Below are 15519 nucleotides of genomic sequence, written 5' to 3'. Positions count from 1 at the left end.
CTCCCCCTTTGGAAGGCCCGCCGAGGCCCCCGCCTGCCGATCCAAGGAGCCCCTACCGAGCCCTCCGGGGCACCTTCCCGGAGAGCCGCCGCAGGGGTCGTCCGTACCCCTAAAGTAGGCAGGCATGCAGGTCATCCAGTCCAGCAAGCTCGCCAATGTCTGCTACGACATCCGTGGCCCGGTGCTCGACGAGGCGATGCGGCTGGAGGAACAGGGCCACCGCATCCTCAAGCTCAACACCGGCAACCCGGCCGCCTTCGGCTTCGAGGCGCCCCCGGAGATCCTCCAGGACATCCTGCGCAACCTCGCGAACGCGCACGGGTACGGCGACTCCAAGGGCCTGCTCTCCGCCCGCCGCGCGGTGGTCATGCACTACGAGGACCGCGGGCTGCACGGACTCTCCGTCGACGACGTCTTCCTCGGCAACGGCGTCTCCGAGCTGATCCAGCTGGCCATGACCGCGCTGCTGGACGACGGCGACGAGGTGCTCGTCCCGGCGCCGGACTACCCGCTGTGGACCGCCTCGGTCTCGCTGGCCGGCGGCACCGCCGTGCACTACCGCTGCGACGAGCAGTCCGAGTGGTACCCGGACCTCGCCGACATCGAGGCCAAGGTCACCGACCGGACCAGGGCCATCGTGGTGATCAACCCGAACAACCCGACCGGCGCGGTCTACCCGCGCGAGGTGCTGGACGGCATCGTCGAGATCGCCCGTCGGCACGACCTGGTGGTCTACGCGGACGAGATCTACGACAAGATCCTCTACGACGACGTCGAGCACATCCCGCTGGCCACCCTGGCCCCGGACCTCTTCTGCGTCACCTTCAACGGCCTGTCCAAGGCCTACCGCGTCGCGGGCTTCCGCTCCGGCTGGATGGTGCTGTCCGGCGACCGGTCCCGGGCCCGCAGCTACATCGAGGGCCTCACCGTGCTCGCCTCGATGCGGCTGTGCGCCAACATGCCCGCCCAGCACGCGGTGGCCGCCGCGCTCGGCGGCCGACAGTCGGTCCGCGACCTGGTGCTGCCCGGCGGACGCCTGCTCGCCTCGCGCGACGCCGCGTACGAGCTGCTGAACCAGATCCCCGGCGTCAGCTGCGTCAAGCCCAGGGGCGCCCTGTACGCGTTCCCCCGGCTGGACCCGAAGGTCCACAAGATCAAGGACGACGCCCAGATGGTCCTCGACCTGCTGCGCTCCCAGCGCATCCTGCTGGTCCAGGGCACCGGCTTCAACTGGCCCGAGCCGGACCACTTCCGGGTGGTCACCCTGCCCCGCCCCGAGGAGATCACCGACGCCGTGACCCGCATCGGCGACTTCCTCAGCGGCTACGCCCAGCCTTGACCTCTCCTTTAACCACGGACCACCGGGCGGACCATATGATTCCCGCGCGTCGGCGGCCCGGGTTCCTCTCCGGGCCGTAGGGGGGACGGGCCGGTCGGCAGTGTGCCGGGGCCCGGGCCGACGCGGACACCGGAGCGCTCAACCGCCCGGAAGGCTCCGCTCCCCTGCCCCCACTCCTCCGCAAGGGACCGGTCCGTCTTGACCATCCGCATTCCGCTCACCCGTGCCCGCGCCGCCGCGGCCGTCTCCGTCGCCGCCATCGCGTTGACCACCGCCCTGCCGGCCACGCCGGCCTCGGCCCTCGGTGGCCTGCAGATTCCGAAGGCCAGCCCGTTCGTCAACTCCAACAGCGGCAAGTGCCTGGAGATCGCCGACTGGCGCACCGACAACGGCGCCCCGGCCCGCCAGTGGGACTGCACCGGCGGCACCAACCAGCTCTTCGACATGATCCAGGCGCCCGGCAAGGCCGCGTACTTCCTGCGCAACCGGAACTCGGGCAAGTGCCTGGAGATCGCCGACTGGAGCACCGACGACGGCGCCCCGGCCCGCCAGTGGGACTGCACCGGCGGCGACAACCAGGCCTGGGAGCTGGGCAGTGCCGGCGAGGTCCGGACCGGCCCGAAGGAGGTCGGCCTGATCAACTGGAACTCCATGAGCTACCTGGAGGTCGCCGACTACCGCCTGGACAACGGCGCGCCGGTCCGGCAGTGGCGTGGCGGCCTGGGCTGGAACAAGTACTGGACCATCGTCAACGCCAAGGCGCTCTGATCCTGGTCCTGCTCTGACGGGCCCGGCGCGGATCGGCGCCCGGGCCCGGACAGCACTACGGCCGGAGTCCCGGTCCGGACGATCTCCTTGGTCGGGGAAAGATCGTCCGGAGGAACTCCGGCCGTCCTGTCGCATCGGCGGGCGCGCGGTTCGTGCCGCGCGCCCACCTCTCGCTCGGTTGAGGCTCAGGCTCAGCCGAGGCGCGCGACGAGGTTCCGGTACTCGTCCCACAGCTCCTTCGGGGTGTGGTCGCCGAAGGTCTCCAGGTGGGCCGGCACGAGGGCGGCCTCCTGGCGCCAGATGTCGGCGTCCACGGTGAAGAGCAGGTCGAGGTCGTCCTGGGTCAGCTTCAGGTCGCCGAGGTCGAAGCCCTCGACGGTCGGCAGCACGCCGATCGGGGTCTCGACACCCTCGCCGGTGCCCTCCAGGCGCTCGACGATCCACTTGAGCACGCGGCTGTTCTCGCCGTAGCCGGGCCACACGAAGGCGCCCTCGGCGTTCTTGCGGAACCAGTTGACGTAGTAGATCTTCGGCAGCTTGGCGGCGTCCGCCTGGGCGCCGACCTTCAGCCAGTGGGCGAAGTAGTCACCCATGTTGTAGCCGCAGAACGGCAGCATCGCGAACGGGTCGCGGCGCAGCTCGCCGACGGTGCCCTCGGCGGCGGCGGTCTTCTCGGAGGCGATGTTGGCGCCGAGGAAGACGCCGTGCTGCCAGTCGAAGGACTCGGTCACCAGCGGGACGGCGGTGGCGCGGCGGCCGCCGAACAGGATCGCCGAGATCGGCACGCCCGCCGGGTCCTCCCACTCGGGGGCGATGGTCGGGCACTGCGCGGCCGGGACGGCGAAGCGGGCGTTCGGGTGGGCGGCCGGGGTGCCGGACTCGGGGGTCCAGTCGTTGCCGCGCCAGTCGGTCAGGTGCGCCGGGGGCTCCTCGGTGAGGCCCTCCCACCACACGTCGCCGTCGTCGGTGAGGGCGACGTTGGTGAAGACGGTGTTGCCCCAGAGGGTCTCGATGGCGTTGGCGTTGGTGTCCACGCCGGTGCCGGGGGCGACGCCGAAGAAGCCGGCCTCGGGGTTGATGGCGTAGAGGCGGCCGTCGGCGCCGAAGCGCATCCAGGCGATGTCGTCGCCGATCGTCTCGACCTTCCAGCCCGGGACGGTCGGCTGGAGCATGGCCAGGTTGGTCTTGCCGCAGGCCGACGGGAAGGCGGCCGCGACGTACTTGGCCTCGCCGTTCGGCGGGGTGAGCTTCAGGATGAGCATGTGCTCGGCCAGCCAGCCCTCGTCACGGGCCATGGTCGAGGCGATGCGCAGCGCGTAGCACTTCTTGCCGAGCAGGGCGTTGCCGCCGTAGCCCGAGCCGAAGGACCAGATCTCCTTGGTCTCCGGGAAGTGCGAGATGTACTTGGTGCTGTTGCACGGCCACGCCACGTCGGCCTCGCCCTCGGCGAGCGGGGCGCCGACGGTGTGCACGGCCTTGACGAAGTCGCCGTCCTCGCCGAGCTGGTCCAGCACGGCCCGGCCCATGCGGGTCATCACGCGCATCGACACGGCAACGTAGGCGGAGTCGGTGATCTCGACGCCGTACGCGGCCAGCGGGGAGCCGACCGGGCCCATCGAGAAGGGCACGACGTACATCGTGCGGCCCTTCATCGCGCCGCGGAACAGGCCCTGCTCGCCCTGGAAGACGGCCCGCATCTCGGCGGGGGCCTTCCAGTTGTTGGTCGGTCCGGCGTCCTTCTCCTGCTCGGAGCAGATGTAGGTGCGGTCCTCCACGCGCGCGACGTCGGTCGGGTCCGAGGCGGCGTAGTAGGAGTTGGGGCGCTTCTCCTCGTCGAGCTTCTTGAAGGTGCCCTGCGCCACCAGCAGGTCCGCGAGGCGGTGGTACTCGTCCTCGGAACCGTCGCACCACTCGATGCGGTCCGGCTGGGTGAGCTCGGCGATCTCGCTCACCCAAGCCAGCAGCTGCTTGTGGTGGGTGGGCGCGGATGCGCTGAGAGCAGAGATCTCGTACGACACGATCGCTCCGTTTCACGCCATCTCGGCGAAGAGACGGCGTTGCGGGGGTCTGAGGGTGCTTGCAGCGTAGCTCCGGGCTCAAGGCCGGAACGCCCCGAAGCGTCGAAATTGACGCATCTTTTACTACTGTAAGTACGGTTACCCATCGGTAACAGGTCGCTCACGTCCCGGACGGAGTGCGCGGGACCACACTCCAAATACTCCAAAACGTCCAAGAGTGATGATCGCCACTTCCTACGCGCGAGTAACCTACGGATCCGTAGGTCGCCGGTAACATGCTGTCCATGACTGCTGCTGCGCTCGCTGAGAGCCTCGCGGAGGGCCCTGCCGAGAACAGGGAGAGCAAGCCCAAGTGGCGCGGCTGGCTGCACGCCGCGATGTTCCCCGCCACGGTGGCCGCCGGGATCGTGCTGATCTGCCTGGCCGACTCCACGCCCGCCAAGATCGCCTGCGCGATCTACTCGGTCAGCGCCTGGCTGCTGTTCGGGGTCAGCGCGGTGTACCACCGCTTCAACTGGGGACCGCGCGGCGACGCCGTGCTGCGCCGGCTGGACCACGCGAACATCTTCCTGATCATCGCGGGCACCTACACGCCGTTCACGATGCTGCTGCTCAAGGGCGCGAACCAGCAACTGCTGCTCTGGGCGGTCTGGGGCGGCGCGCTCGCCGGGATCGCGTTCCGGGTGTTCTGGGTCGGCGCGCCGCGCTGGCTGTACACGCCGGTGTACCTCGCGCTGGGCTGGGCCGCCGCGTTCTTCCTGCCGGACTTCCTGCACACCGGCGGGGTCGCCGTCCTGGTGCTGATGATCGTCGGTGGGGTGCTCTACAGCATCGGCGGCGTGGTGTACGGGCTCAAGCGGCCCAACCCCTCACCGCGCTGGTTCGGCTTCCACGAGGTGTTCCACGCCTTCACCCTCGGGGCGTTCATCGTGCAGTACGTCGGCGTCTCACTGGTGGCGTACAGCACGGCCGGCTGAACCCGGCGCACCCCGACGGGCGGTCGAACGGTCCACGGACCGGGCGGCCGCCCGTTCGGCCGTCCAGGGCCGCTCGTACGGCGCCCGGCCCTGCGGGCGGCGCGCGTACGGCTGGCGGTCGGCCGCGCCGGACTCCGGCCGGGGGCCGGGTTCCTGGTGCTCGTGACTCTCGTGCTGCCCGTGCTCCGCCGGGTGCCCCTGGGCTCCCGCGCGCGTCGGCGCTGACGACTCCGACGCCGACGACTCCCGCGCCATCGGCTCCGGCCGAACCGTCCGGGCCGAGCGGCCGCGCGACTGCCGGGCGTCCAGTGCCTCCCGGGCCCGGCGGCAGCGCTCGCAGTGCGCGGCGTCCGGGATGCCGCGGCGCGGGCGGTGCCGGACCGGGGAGGGCCGACCGTGCTGGGCGCGCCAGCGACGGCCGACGTAGACCATGAGCAGCACGGTCTCGATCCCGGCGACCCCCAGGACCAACAGGGCCCCGTTGATCAGATAGGCCGCGACCACGGCCAGCGCGGAGGCCACCACCACCGCCGCACCCCACACCTGGGCGCTCGCCTGCTTGTCGTCCGTGTCGGCCACTTCGGCTCCCCTTTCCCCGGTGCCGGGCTCGTGGTCGGCGCCTGCCGCCCCACCCCTTCTCCGCTCTCGGCACGCGTCGGCCAGCACTGACCGATTGCCACATGGTATCTACCGTCAGTCACTCCCGACTGCCCACGGGGGGCGAACGACAGATCAACGTTGCGTCAATTCCTTGTGTGGAAGCAGCACTTACAGGACACATCACAGAGCGTTACGGTGCGATGACAGCACCATCATATTGACGGTGACCATCTTTTGAGAGTTACTGTCATTTGAGAGAAACTACCGACAGAGGGCCCTGGAGGTCACCGTGCCCGCCGCCCCGCCCAGTCCCGCCACCGCCACCGCCCCGGCCGTCGCCACCGCCGACCGGCGCCGCCGGCTCGCCCTGATCGCCGTCGCCCTGAGCGTCCTGGTGATCAGCTTCGACATGACGATCCTCAACGTCGCCCTGCCCACGCTCGCCTCGCAGCTGCGGGCCACCACCGGCCAGCAGCAGTGGATCATCGACGCCTACACCGTGGTCTTCGCCGCCGTGATGCTCCCGGCCGGACTGCTCGGCGACCGGTTCGGCCGCCGCCGCACACTCACCGCCGGCCTCGCGCTGTTCGGCCTCGCCTCCGCCGTCGGGATGCTCACCGACTCCCCCACCACCCTGATCGCCGCCCGCGCCGGCATGGGCCTGGCCGGCGCGCTGGTCATGCCGATGTCCCTGGCGGTGATCCCCGTCCTCTTCCCACCCGCCGAACAGCGCCGGGCCACCGCGGTCCTGGCCGCCGCGCTCTCCGCGGGCGCCCCGCTCGGGCCGCTGATCGGCGGCTTCCTCCTCCAGCACTTCTGGTGGGGCTCGGTCTTCGCGATCAACATCCCGCTGACCGTGACCGGCATCGTCGCCTGCGTCCTGCTGCTCCCCGAGAGCCGCAACCCCGCCGCGCCCCGGATCGACCTGCTCGCCACCGTGCTCGCCGCCGCCGGACTGGGTGCGCTCACCTACGGCATCATCGAAGGCTCCGAACGCGGCTGGGCCGACCCGCTGGTGACCGGCACGCTGGCCGGCTCGGTGCTCGCCCTCACCGTCCTGGTGCTGCGCAGCCGTCGCCGGCCCGAGCCGATGCTCGACCTCGCCCTGCTCGCCGACCGGACCTTCCGCTGGTCCTCCGTCGCGGCCACCCTGATCTCGTTCGTCCTGTTCGGCGCCTTCTTCGTGCTGCCGCTCTACTTCCAGAGCGTGCTCGGCACCGACGCCCTCGGCAGCGGCCTGCGGCTGATGCCGATGATGCTCGGACTGATGGTGGCCGCCAAGCTCACCGACCCGCTGGTCACTCGGATCGGCGCCCGGACAGTGATCACCCTCGGCCTGGCCCTGCTCGCCGCCGCCCTGCTGTTCGGCAGCCGCACCGGCGCCGGGGACGGCTACGGACGGGCCGCGCTCTGGCTCGGCGTGCTCGGGATCGGGATGGGCCTGTCGCTGATCACCGCCCAGGCCTGCGCCCTGGTCACGCTGCCGCCGGCCCGCGCCGGAGTCGGCTCCGGACTTCTGCAGACCCTGCGGCAGGTCGGCGGCGCGCTCGGCATCGCCGTCTTCGGCAGTCTGCTGTCCGGGGCGTACCGGAACGCGCTGGACACCGGCGGCCTGCCGGCCGAGGCGGCGCACCGGGCCGGAGAGTCGGTGGTCGCCGCCGACGCCGTCGCCCGGGCCGGGGGCGGGCCCGCGCTCAGCGCCTCCGCGCACGCGGCGTACGTGCACGGGATGGGGGTGGTGCTGCTGCTCGCCGGGCTGGTCGCGGTGCTCTCGGCGGTGCTGGTAGCGGCCCGGATGCCCACGGAGCCCGCTACCGCCACCTCGGCCGACACCGGAGATCACGGATAATCGGACGCATGACTCGCCAGCAACCGACCGCGGCCCTCCCGGACGCCCCGACCAACCCGGTCCAGGCGCTACTGGAGGCGCCGCTGTCGCTGCGCGAGCGCAAGAAGCTGAAGACCCGCCAGAGCATCCGCCGTGAGGCCTACCGGCTGTTCTCCGAGCAGGGCTACGAGAACACCACGGTGGAGCAGATCTCCGCCGCCGCCGAGGTCTCGCCGTCCACCTTCTTCCGGTACTTCGCCACCAAGGAGGACCTGGTCCTCTCCGACGAGTACGACCCGGCGGTGATCGCCGCCCTGCTGGAGCGGCCCGCCGACGAACCCTTCCTCACCTCCTGCCGGGAAGCCATGATCGGCCTGATCCGCGAACTGCTCCAGCACGAGCGCGACGAGCTGTACACCCGGATGCGGCTGGTCACCGAGGTCCCCGCGCTGCGGGCCGGACTGCACCGGAGCAGCAACAACCCGCAGGTGCTGTTCCTCACCGTGCTCACCCGGCGGGCCGGCGTCGAGGAGCCCACGTACGAGATGCGGGTCACCTCCGCCGCCATCGCCGCCGCCACCGCCGAAGCCCTGCTGCAGTGGGCCGCCGGCGGAGGCCGGGAGGACATCGCGGACCTGGTCGACCGCACCTTCGCGATGCTGGAGAGCGGCTTCGCCGGAGTGTGAGCGGTCGCGGCAACCGGGGTGTGAGCGGTCGCGGTAAGAGGGGACAGGCAGCGGGGCCCGGGCCGCTCGGCCGGGCCCCGCTCCCCCTCACCCGCGGCGGACGCCCGTCCTCCGCCGCAGGACGGCGCCCGCGCCCGCCAGCGCGGTGGCGCCGAGGGCCGCGACCGCCGTCACGGCCGGCAGCGCCGCGCCGCCGCCCGTAGCCGACTCCGCCGCCGGTTCCGGCGCGGCCACCTGCTGCACGGCGGCGTCCGCGGCGCCGGCAGCGGCGCCGGCTGCGGCGTCCGCCTGGTAGCCGCCGCCCCTGCCCGCCCGGTCGTACGCCGAGCCGGGCAGCTTGTCCCCGTACCGCTGGTGGACCAGCTGCTGGTACGCGGCCAGCGTCACCCCGTCCGCGCCCACCGAGCGCCGGGCCTCGTCGTCCAGCGGCAGCACCCGGCCGTCGCGCAGCACGTACCAGGCGTTGACCTGCGGCTCGCGGAAGGCGGTGCCGCCGCCGCTCGCCGCCTTCGCCGCGTAGTCGCTCTCGTCGCCGCCCGAGGCGATGTTCACCACCCGCCAGGCCTCGCCCTGCCGGACCGTCCAGACCGAGGCGGTCTGCCCGTCCGCCGCGACCACCTTGCTGGCGGTGAACTCGGCCTTCGCCACCGGTGCGCCCGGGGTGCCGGCCACGAAGCCGGCGTCCAGGACGTACACCGGCACGGTGTCGCCGGCCAGCCGCGGCGCGGACGCGCTCGCCACCCGCGCCTCCTCGGCGGCACCGAGGGTCAGCTGCTGGGTCGGCGGGACGCCCTTGCGGGCGAAGAAGTGGCCGACCTTGTCGAGGACGGCCGGGTCCAGGACCGCGCTGCGGGCCTGGTCGAGCTCGGCGGCGGGCACCGGCGCTGGGGCGGCCGACCCGGGGGCGGCGGCATGCGCGGCCGGGGCGAGCGCCAGCGCGAGGCCGGCGGTGAGCAGGGCGCCGACGGCGGCCCGACGGAGGTTACGGCTCTCGGTCATGGTCGCCCTCACGCGCCGATCCGGTACAGGGAGTGGGTCCACGAGAACGTGTCGTTGTTCACGTAGTACCAGTAATCCGCCCAGTTGTAGCGGTAGTTGGACGGCCACGGGTCGCCCCAGTAGACCCAGTTGTTCCCGGTGTCGTAGCCGTAGAGGACGTGCATGTGCCCGCCGCCGGAGCTCCACTGGATGCGGGTCTCGACCGGCCGGTTGGCGTCCACCTCGGCCTGCACGGTGCTGTAGCGCAGGTAGCCGGTGACGTACGAGCCCGGGTTGATGCCGACCCAGTCCAGCCCGTTCTGCACATCGGCCAGCGTGGCCTGGCTGTTGGGGCAGCCGGAGTCGGACGCGCGGCCGAACGCGGCGTTGCAGAACTGGTTCTGGCTGTAGTTGTAGCCGAACCAGGTGGCGATGGTGTTCCCGCTCGCCGCCCAGCACCAGTTGGTCTGCTGTTGCTGCTGCATGGTGATGTTGAGCTTCTTGTACGTGCCGGCCAGATCGGCCGTGCTGCCGGGCGCCGCCGCCTGGCGGACCTGGTGTGGGGCCCGGTCCTGGGCGGGGGCGGCGATCGCGGGCGCGGCCACCGCGGCGGTGAGCGCCGGGCCCAGCACGCCGAGGGCGAGCAGCGAGACCGCGCGGCGCAGCCGTATCCGTGGAACTGGCATGGGGGAATGCCTCCTTGCACGAGTGGAGCGAGGTGCTGTGTGGGGGCGCGGTCCGGATCGCGCCCCGAGCATCGCGCCTGGCCGCAGGCGGGTCAACGGCCTTCGGACGGGCCCGGGCCGGAGTGTGAACGGCCGGGCGCGGATGTGAACGCCGCCCGGGAAACCCCCGCGCAGCAGGCGCGGACCGGTGACAAACCGCCGTACCGATGTGAATATTCACGGTCAAAAGCCGGTCCGTCCGCGCCTCAGGAGGCCGCCATCCACCGAAGCGACCCAGCCGACCTCGCCGCCGCCCTGCGCACCGGCCCGTTCCACCTCGCCCTGCGCACCGCCATCGCCGTCCGGGGCCTCGCGCTGCACCGGATCCGCCGCCACCTCGCGCTGCGCGGCGTCAATGTCGGTCTCACCAGCCTCAGTTACTGGCAGCAGGGCCGCCGCCGGCCCGAACGCCCCGAGTCTTTGCGCGCCGTCGCCGCCCTGGAGAACGTCCTCGACCTGCCCGAGCACTCCCTCACCCGGCTGCTCGGTCCCCGCCGCGCCGTCGGCACCGCGCCCGCCGGCCCACCCGTCCGGCCGTACCGCGACCTGATCTCCCCCGCCGCCGCCGTCGACGACCTGCTCTCCGCCCTCGCCGGGCCGCGCGACACCGGCCTGCACACCGTCACCCACATCGAGCGCATCCGGATCGGCCCCGACCGCCAACTCGCCCGCCGCGACTCCCAGCACGCGCTGCGCGCCCACCGCGACGGCATCGACCGCTACCTCGCCCTCTACCAGGGCGACCCGGGCAGCGACATCACCCGCGTCGGCGTCCGGGCCGAGGAGAACTGCCGCCCCGGCCGCATCCGCCGCGACCAGGCCCACCACCTGCTCGCCGCCGAACTGCTCCTCGACCGCCGGCTACGCGCGGGCGACACCCACCTGCTCGGCTACGGCTTCGACGACGCGCCCTCCCCGGACCCCAGCTGCGAGTACGTCCGCGGCTTCAACTCCGGCGCCGGCCAGTACGTCCTCCAGGTCACCTTCCACCCCGACGCCCTCCCCGTGCGCTGCCACCGCTTCGCCCTCCACTCCCCGGGCGAAGCCCCGTACGAGACCGAGGAGCTGACCCTCGACGGCCACCACTGCGTCCATCTCGTCGCCACCGCGCTGCGGCCGTGCATCCTGGGGATCCGCTGGGACTGGGAGTGACGGGCGGGCGCCGACGGGGGCCGGCTGCGAGCGATCGTCGGCCGCCGCAACTCCCCTACCGCGCCGGGAAGTCCATGATCAGGCAGTCCTCCACCGGCAGGTACCCGATCTGCCGGTAGATGGAGTTGCTGGTCGGGTTGGCCAGGTCCGTGTACAGCAGCACCTCGTCGGCCCCGCAGGTCAGCGCATGGGCCGAGGCGGCAGCCGTGACGGCGCTGCCGTAGCCGTGGCCGCGGTGCTCGGCGGGGGTGTAGACCGGGCCGATGCGGGACATCCCGACGAGCACCGGGCTGGTTCCGGCCAGCGCGACCGGCCGGCCGCCGTCCTCCCACAGGTGCAGTCCGCCGGCCGCGGTCTTCTCGTCCACCGCCCGCGGCACGTCCGGCAGTCGGACCTTGGCCTCGGCCCGGAACTCCTCGTACCAGCGGATCGCCAGCTCGCGGTCGGCCGGCTCGGCGAGGCGGTGCCGGCCCGCGGGCGGGCGCGGCGGGTCGGTCAGTCGGCCGAGCCGGTAGAGCCGTTCCTCGAAGCGGACGGACTGCTCGGCGCCGGTGGCCGCCGTCCACGCGGCGGCGAAGGCGCGGACCGCGACGGCGCCCCCACCGATCCCGTTGACCGTCGTGAACCCGGCCCCGGCGGCGGCCAGTTCGACCGCCAGCTCGGAGGCCGCGGCCTCCGGCAGGAAGGACAGCCGGGGGTCGAACGGCGGCGTCTGCAGGAAGGCGCCCGCGACCGGGCCGCCCTCCTCGGCCCGCCACCAGCCGAAGACCGGCGGCTCGCCGAACACGTCCAGCCCGGACTCGGCCAGCCGGTGCGCAATGGTGAGCAGGACGGTGTTCTCGGCGGGGCGGGCGGCGAGAAAGGCACCCGCCTGGGCGCGGAAATCGTCGAGGGAGGTACTGAAAGTCCAGGTCATGGACCATGGTCGCCCCGGCCCGTCCGCTCCCGCCAACGATTATCCGGCCGCCGCGCCGAGCCCCCTTCGCCCCGTGGTCGCCGCTATCGGACCGCCGTACCCAGCCGCTCCGCGAGCACCGTCGGGTCGGTGGTCGGCGCGTCGCAGGCGAAGTGCCGGCAGACGTACGCCGCGGGAGCCCCGCCGACCAGCGGCCGGTCCGCCAGCAGCGGCACCTCGGTCTCCCCCGGCTCGCCCACCGCGACCACCGCGCCCGGCGCCGTCGCGAGCAGTGCCGCCCGCCGCAGCGCGGCGGTGGCCGGGTCCCCGGCCGGGCCGACCACGGCGACCTCGCGCGGCCCGTCGAGCAGCGCCTCCGCCACGGCGAGGCCCCAGCCGATGAACCGCGGTGCCCGCCCGGCGAGCGCGCCGACGACGCCGAGGGCCCGCTCGGCGGCCGTCCGGTGCCGGTCGGAGCCGGTGTACGCGGCGTAGGTGAGCAGGGCGCCGGCGGCGGCCGTCCAGCCGGACGGGGTGGCGTTGTCGGTCGGGTCCTGCGGGCGGCGGATCAGCTCCTCGGCGTCGTCGGCGGTGTCGTAGAGCGCACCGGAAACCTCGTCGGTGAAGTGCTTGAGGATGGTGTCGAGCAGGCCGCCGGCCAGTTGCAGCCACTCCGCCTCGCCGGTGACGGCGTACAGCGCGAGGAAGCCCTCGGCGGTGTCCGCGTAGTCCTCCAGCACGCCCGCGTTGGCGCCGGCCCGGCCGTCCCGGGAGGTGCGCAGGAGCCGGCCGTCGGAGGTGAGGTGGACGGCGAGCAGCAGGTCGGCGGCGCGTTCGGCGGCCTCGACCAGGTCAGGCCTCTCCAGCAGCGCGCCGGTCTCGGCGAGCGCGGCGATGGCGAGGCCGTTCCAGGCGGCGACCACCTTGTCGTCCCGGGCGGGTGCGGGCCGCGCCGCACGGGCTTCGGACAGCCGGGCGCGGATCGCCTCGTACTCGGCGAAGTCCTCGGGTTCGGCGAGGAGTTGGAGAACGGAGGTGCCGTGCTCGAAGGTGCCCTCGGCGGTGACGGTGAACAGCCGGGCGGCGGTGGCCGCGTCGGCGGGGCCGAGCAGGTCGACCAACTGGCCGGGCTCCCACGCGTAGTAGGCGCCCTCGGCGGGCTTCCCGGTTTCCTCGTCCAGGCTGTCGGCGTCCAGCGCGGAGGCGAACGCGCCCTCGGGCGTGCGGAGTTCGCGCAGCAGGAAGTCCGCTGTGGACAGTGCGACCCGCCGCGCGAGCGCCGAGCCGGTCGCCCGCCACAGGTGCAGGTAGGCGCGCAGCAGCAGGGCGTTGTCGTACAGCATCTTCTCGAAGTGCGGCACCACCCAGCCGGCGTCCACCGCGTACCGGGCGAAGCCGCCGCCGAGCTGGTCGTGGATGCCGCCGCGGGCCATCGCCTCGCCGGTGCGGACGGCCATCTCCAGGGCCGCCTCGGAGCCGGTGCGCGCGTGGTGGCGCAGCAGGAACTCGACCACCATGGCCGGCGGGAACTTGGGCGCGCCGCCGAAGCCGCCGCGCGCCTGGTCGAACTCCCGGCTGAGGGTCACCAGCGCCTGGTGCAGGTCGGCCTCGCCGGGCGGGTTGTGGGTGCCGGCCGAGTAGACGGCGGCCCGTTCGGCCAGCTCGGCGCGGATCCGTCCGGCGACCTCGCCGACCTCCTGCCGGCGGTCCCGCCAGGCGGCGTCCACACCCTCCAGCACCTGCCGGAAGGACGGCATCCCGTGCCGGGGCTGCGGCGGGAAGTACGTGCCGAAGTAGAACGGCTCCTTGTCGGGCGTGAGGAAGACCGTCATCGGCCACCCGCCCTGCCCGGTCGCGGCCTGCACCGCCTCCATGTACACGGCGTCGACGTCCGGGCGCTCCTCCCGGTCCACCTTGACCGCGACGAACCGCTCGTTCAGGTACCCGGCGAGCCCGGCGTCCTCGAAGCTCTCGTGCGCCATCACGTGGCACCAGTGGCAGGCGGCGTACCCGACCGACAGCAGCACCGGTACCCCGCGCCGCCGTGCCTCCTCGAACGCCTCCGGCGCCCAGGGCCACCAGTCGACCGGGTTCTCGGCATGCTGCAGCAGGTACGGCGAGGTCGCGTCCGCGAGACGGTTCGGCATGCCCCCATCCTCGCGCATCAACGGGCGGCGGGGCGCCGGTGACTCACTCCTTCGGAGCCTCCGACTCCTCCGCGAAGTCGACCTTCTTGAACTGGCGGTTCATGGACTTGACCAGGAACCAGGTCGCCACGCCGAGGGCGGCGAAGACGACGAAGCCGAGGAGGCCGGGGGTGACCTTGGCGTCGTCGACGGCGAGGTCAGCGGCGAGGTGGACGAGGTTCACGGAGGCACTCATATCTCTATGGTGGCCCGGCTCACGGGGAGCCGGGCCATCGGGGGGTGGTTCAGTCGCGCGTGTCGGCGGCCTCGGCCGCCAGGGTGGGGGTGCGCAGGCCGGCGAAGAGGTCGTCCTCCGGCAGGTCCACGTCGACCAGGGTACGGGCGAGCTCGTAGTCCTCGGTGGGCCAGACCTCGCGCTGGACGTCCAGCGGGACGCGGAACCACGGGCCGTCCGGGTCGATCTGGGTGGCGTGGGCGATCAGCGCGCGGTCGCGGGTCTCGAACCAGTCGTCGCAGCGGACCCGGGTGGTGATCTCACGCTCCTTGCGGCCGCTCTTCTCCCAGCCCGCGATCCACTCGCCGTACGGCGACTCATGGCCGTGCTCGGTGAGGTACTGGTGCAGGGCGCGGATGCGGCCCATCGGGAAACCGTGGTTGTAGTACAGCTTCAGCGGCTGCCAGGGCTCGCCGGCCTCGGGGTAGGCGTCCGGGTCGCCCGCGGCGTCGAAGGCCAGCATGGTGATCTTGTGGGTCATGATGTGGTCGGGGTGCGGGTACCCGCCGTTCTCGTCGTAGGTCGTGATGACCTGCGGCTTGAACTCGCGGATCAGCCGGACCAGCGGCTCGGCCGCCTCCTTGACGTCCTGAAGGGCGAAGCAGCCCTCCGGCAGCGGCGGCAGCGGGTCGCCCTCGGGCAGGCCGGAGTCCACGAAGCCCAGCCAGGCCTGCTTGACGCCGAGGATCGCCCGCGCCTCGTCCATCTCCTTGCGCCGCACCTCGTGGATGTTCTCCTCGATGTACGGGTCCCCCTGGAGCTTGGGGTTGAGTACCGACCCGCGCTCGCCCCCCGTGCAGGTGGCCACGAGCACGTCCACACCCTGCTCGATGTACATGGCCATGGTGGCCGCGCCCTTGCTGGACTCGTCGTCCGGGTGGGCGTGCACCGCCATCAGTCGCAACTGCTCAGTCAACGCCTTGCGTTCCTTCCACATCATCGGGCACCAACCGCTCACTACGGGACCGCGTCGCCGCGGGGCCGGCCGGCCTTCGGAAGTCGTCGATCCCGGCCGAGCCCCGCCCCCGCCGGACCGGCCGCGGGCGTGTCCCTCCTATAGTGACGGACTGGAGGTCCGTCGCATTCCCCGCACCACCCCGCACGGCCCCTCCCCAGGAGAGGACAGAGTCCG

General features: G+C 72.6%; 14 protein-coding genes. 6 read left to right on the top strand and 8 right to left on the bottom strand.

The window, feature by feature from the left end:
- The first annotated feature begins 124 nt into the window (after window positions 1–124).
- Window positions 125–1339 (top strand): pyridoxal phosphate-dependent aminotransferase, encoded by a 1215-nt coding sequence (locus ACZ52J_RS08220; protein ID WP_465616784.1) that lies wholly within the window; start codon window positions 125–127, stop codon window positions 1337–1339.
- 198 nt (window positions 1340–1537) lie between these two features.
- Complete coding sequence (locus ACZ52J_RS08215; protein ID WP_465616782.1) at window positions 1538–2107, top strand: RICIN domain-containing protein; 570 nt, start codon at window positions 1538–1540, stop codon at window positions 2105–2107.
- A 191-nt stretch (window positions 2108–2298) separates the two neighbouring features.
- Here the strand turns inward: ACZ52J_RS08215 and ACZ52J_RS08210 are convergent, their stop codons facing one another.
- Complete coding sequence (locus ACZ52J_RS08210) at window positions 2299–4125, bottom strand: phosphoenolpyruvate carboxykinase (GTP) (RefSeq protein ID WP_465616780.1); 1827 nt, start codon at window positions 4123–4125, stop codon at window positions 2299–2301.
- Between the two features lie 284 nt (window positions 4126–4409).
- Here ACZ52J_RS08210 and trhA point away from each other — a divergent pair, with 284 nt between their 5' ends.
- Window positions 4410–5102: a PAQR family membrane homeostasis protein TrhA gene (gene trhA / locus ACZ52J_RS08205; protein ID WP_465616778.1), complete on the top strand. Its 693-nt coding sequence runs from the start codon at window positions 4410–4412 to the stop codon at window positions 5100–5102.
- On the opposite strand, the gene ACZ52J_RS08200 is transcribed toward trhA, so the two are convergent.
- Window positions 5073–5681, bottom strand: coding sequence for a hypothetical protein (locus ACZ52J_RS08200; protein ID WP_465616776.1), 609 nt, complete (start codon window positions 5679–5681; stop codon window positions 5073–5075). The genes trhA and ACZ52J_RS08200 overlap by 30 nt on opposite strands.
- 310 nt (window positions 5682–5991) lie before the next feature.
- Between ACZ52J_RS08200 and ACZ52J_RS08195 the strand changes: the two genes are divergently transcribed.
- Both ACZ52J_RS08195 and ACZ52J_RS08190 read left to right on the top strand, forming a co-directional pair.
- The gene (locus tag ACZ52J_RS08195; RefSeq protein ID WP_465616774.1) at window positions 5992–7551 is read left to right on the top strand and encodes an MFS transporter; all 1560 of its coding nucleotides are present in this window, start codon (window positions 5992–5994) and stop codon (window positions 7549–7551) included.
- 8 nt (window positions 7552–7559) lie between these two features.
- Window positions 7560–8216: a TetR family transcriptional regulator gene (locus tag ACZ52J_RS08190; RefSeq protein WP_465616772.1), complete on the top strand. Its 657-nt coding sequence runs from the start codon at window positions 7560–7562 to the stop codon at window positions 8214–8216.
- Window positions 8217–8303: 87 nt separating this feature from the next.
- Here ACZ52J_RS08190 and ACZ52J_RS08185 read toward each other — a convergent pair whose 3' ends face one another.
- The gene (locus tag ACZ52J_RS08185) at window positions 8304–9215 is read right to left on the bottom strand and encodes a hypothetical protein (protein WP_465616770.1); all 912 of its coding nucleotides are present in this window, start codon (window positions 9213–9215) and stop codon (window positions 8304–8306) included.
- An 8-nt stretch (window positions 9216–9223) separates the two neighbouring features.
- Window positions 9224–9880, bottom strand: a complete 657-nt coding sequence (locus tag ACZ52J_RS08180; protein WP_360506474.1) for a papain-like cysteine protease family protein — start codon at window positions 9878–9880, stop codon at window positions 9224–9226.
- 258 nt (window positions 9881–10138) lie between these two features.
- Between ACZ52J_RS08180 and ACZ52J_RS08175 the strand changes: the two genes are divergently transcribed.
- Complete coding sequence (locus ACZ52J_RS08175) at window positions 10139–11071, top strand: hypothetical protein (RefSeq protein WP_465616897.1); 933 nt, start codon at window positions 10139–10141, stop codon at window positions 11069–11071.
- A gap of 55 nt (window positions 11072–11126) precedes the next feature.
- Here the strand turns inward: ACZ52J_RS08175 and ACZ52J_RS08170 are convergent, their stop codons facing one another.
- From ACZ52J_RS08170 to mca, 4 genes are all read right to left on the bottom strand, one after another.
- Window positions 11127–11987, bottom strand: a complete 861-nt coding sequence (locus tag ACZ52J_RS08170; RefSeq protein WP_465616768.1) for a GNAT family N-acetyltransferase — start codon at window positions 11985–11987, stop codon at window positions 11127–11129.
- Between the two features lie 83 nt (window positions 11988–12070).
- A complete protein-coding gene (locus ACZ52J_RS08165; protein WP_465616766.1) occupies window positions 12071–14113 on the bottom strand; it encodes a thioredoxin domain-containing protein in 2043 nt (680 codons plus the stop codon).
- Between the two features lie 43 nt (window positions 14114–14156).
- Window positions 14157–14348, bottom strand: coding sequence for a hypothetical protein (locus ACZ52J_RS08160; RefSeq protein ID WP_465616764.1), 192 nt, complete (start codon window positions 14346–14348; stop codon window positions 14157–14159).
- A gap of 49 nt (window positions 14349–14397) precedes the next feature.
- Entirely contained in the window at window positions 14398–15303 is a 906-nt protein-coding gene (gene mca, locus ACZ52J_RS08155; protein ID WP_360506463.1) for a mycothiol conjugate amidase Mca, read from the bottom strand.
- Between the last annotated feature and the right edge of the window lie 216 nt (window positions 15304–15519).

Source organism: Kitasatospora sp. NPDC034035, from assembly GCF_055575755.1.
This window is presented reverse-complemented; position numbering and strand designations above follow the sequence as displayed.

What these genes read in the sequence shown, in the direction of transcription:
- ACZ52J_RS08185 (WP_465616770.1), bottom strand. Translation starts at nt 9,215, where the DNA reads ATGACCGAGAGCCGTAACCTCCGTCGGGCCGCCGTCGGCGCCCTGCTC.
- ACZ52J_RS08190 (WP_465616772.1), top strand. Translation starts at nt 7,560, where the DNA reads ATGACTCGCCAGCAACCGACCGCGGCCCTCCCGGACGCCCCGACCAAC.
- ACZ52J_RS08165 (WP_465616766.1), bottom strand. Translation starts at nt 14,113, where the DNA reads ATGCCGAACCGTCTCGCGGACGCGACCTCGCCGTACCTGCTGCAGCAT.
- ACZ52J_RS08170 (WP_465616768.1), bottom strand. Translation starts at nt 11,987, where the DNA reads ATGACCTGGACTTTCAGTACCTCCCTCGACGATTTCCGCGCCCAGGCG.
- ACZ52J_RS08180 (WP_360506474.1), bottom strand. Translation starts at nt 9,880, where the DNA reads ATGCCAGTTCCACGGATACGGCTGCGCCGCGCGGTCTCGCTGCTCGCC.
- trhA (WP_465616778.1), top strand. Translation starts at nt 4,410, where the DNA reads ATGACTGCTGCTGCGCTCGCTGAGAGCCTCGCGGAGGGCCCTGCCGAG.
- ACZ52J_RS08160 (WP_465616764.1), bottom strand. Translation starts at nt 14,348, where the DNA reads ATGAGTGCCTCCGTGAACCTCGTCCACCTCGCCGCTGACCTCGCCGTC.
- ACZ52J_RS08220 (WP_465616784.1), top strand. Translation starts at nt 125, where the DNA reads ATGCAGGTCATCCAGTCCAGCAAGCTCGCCAATGTCTGCTACGACATC.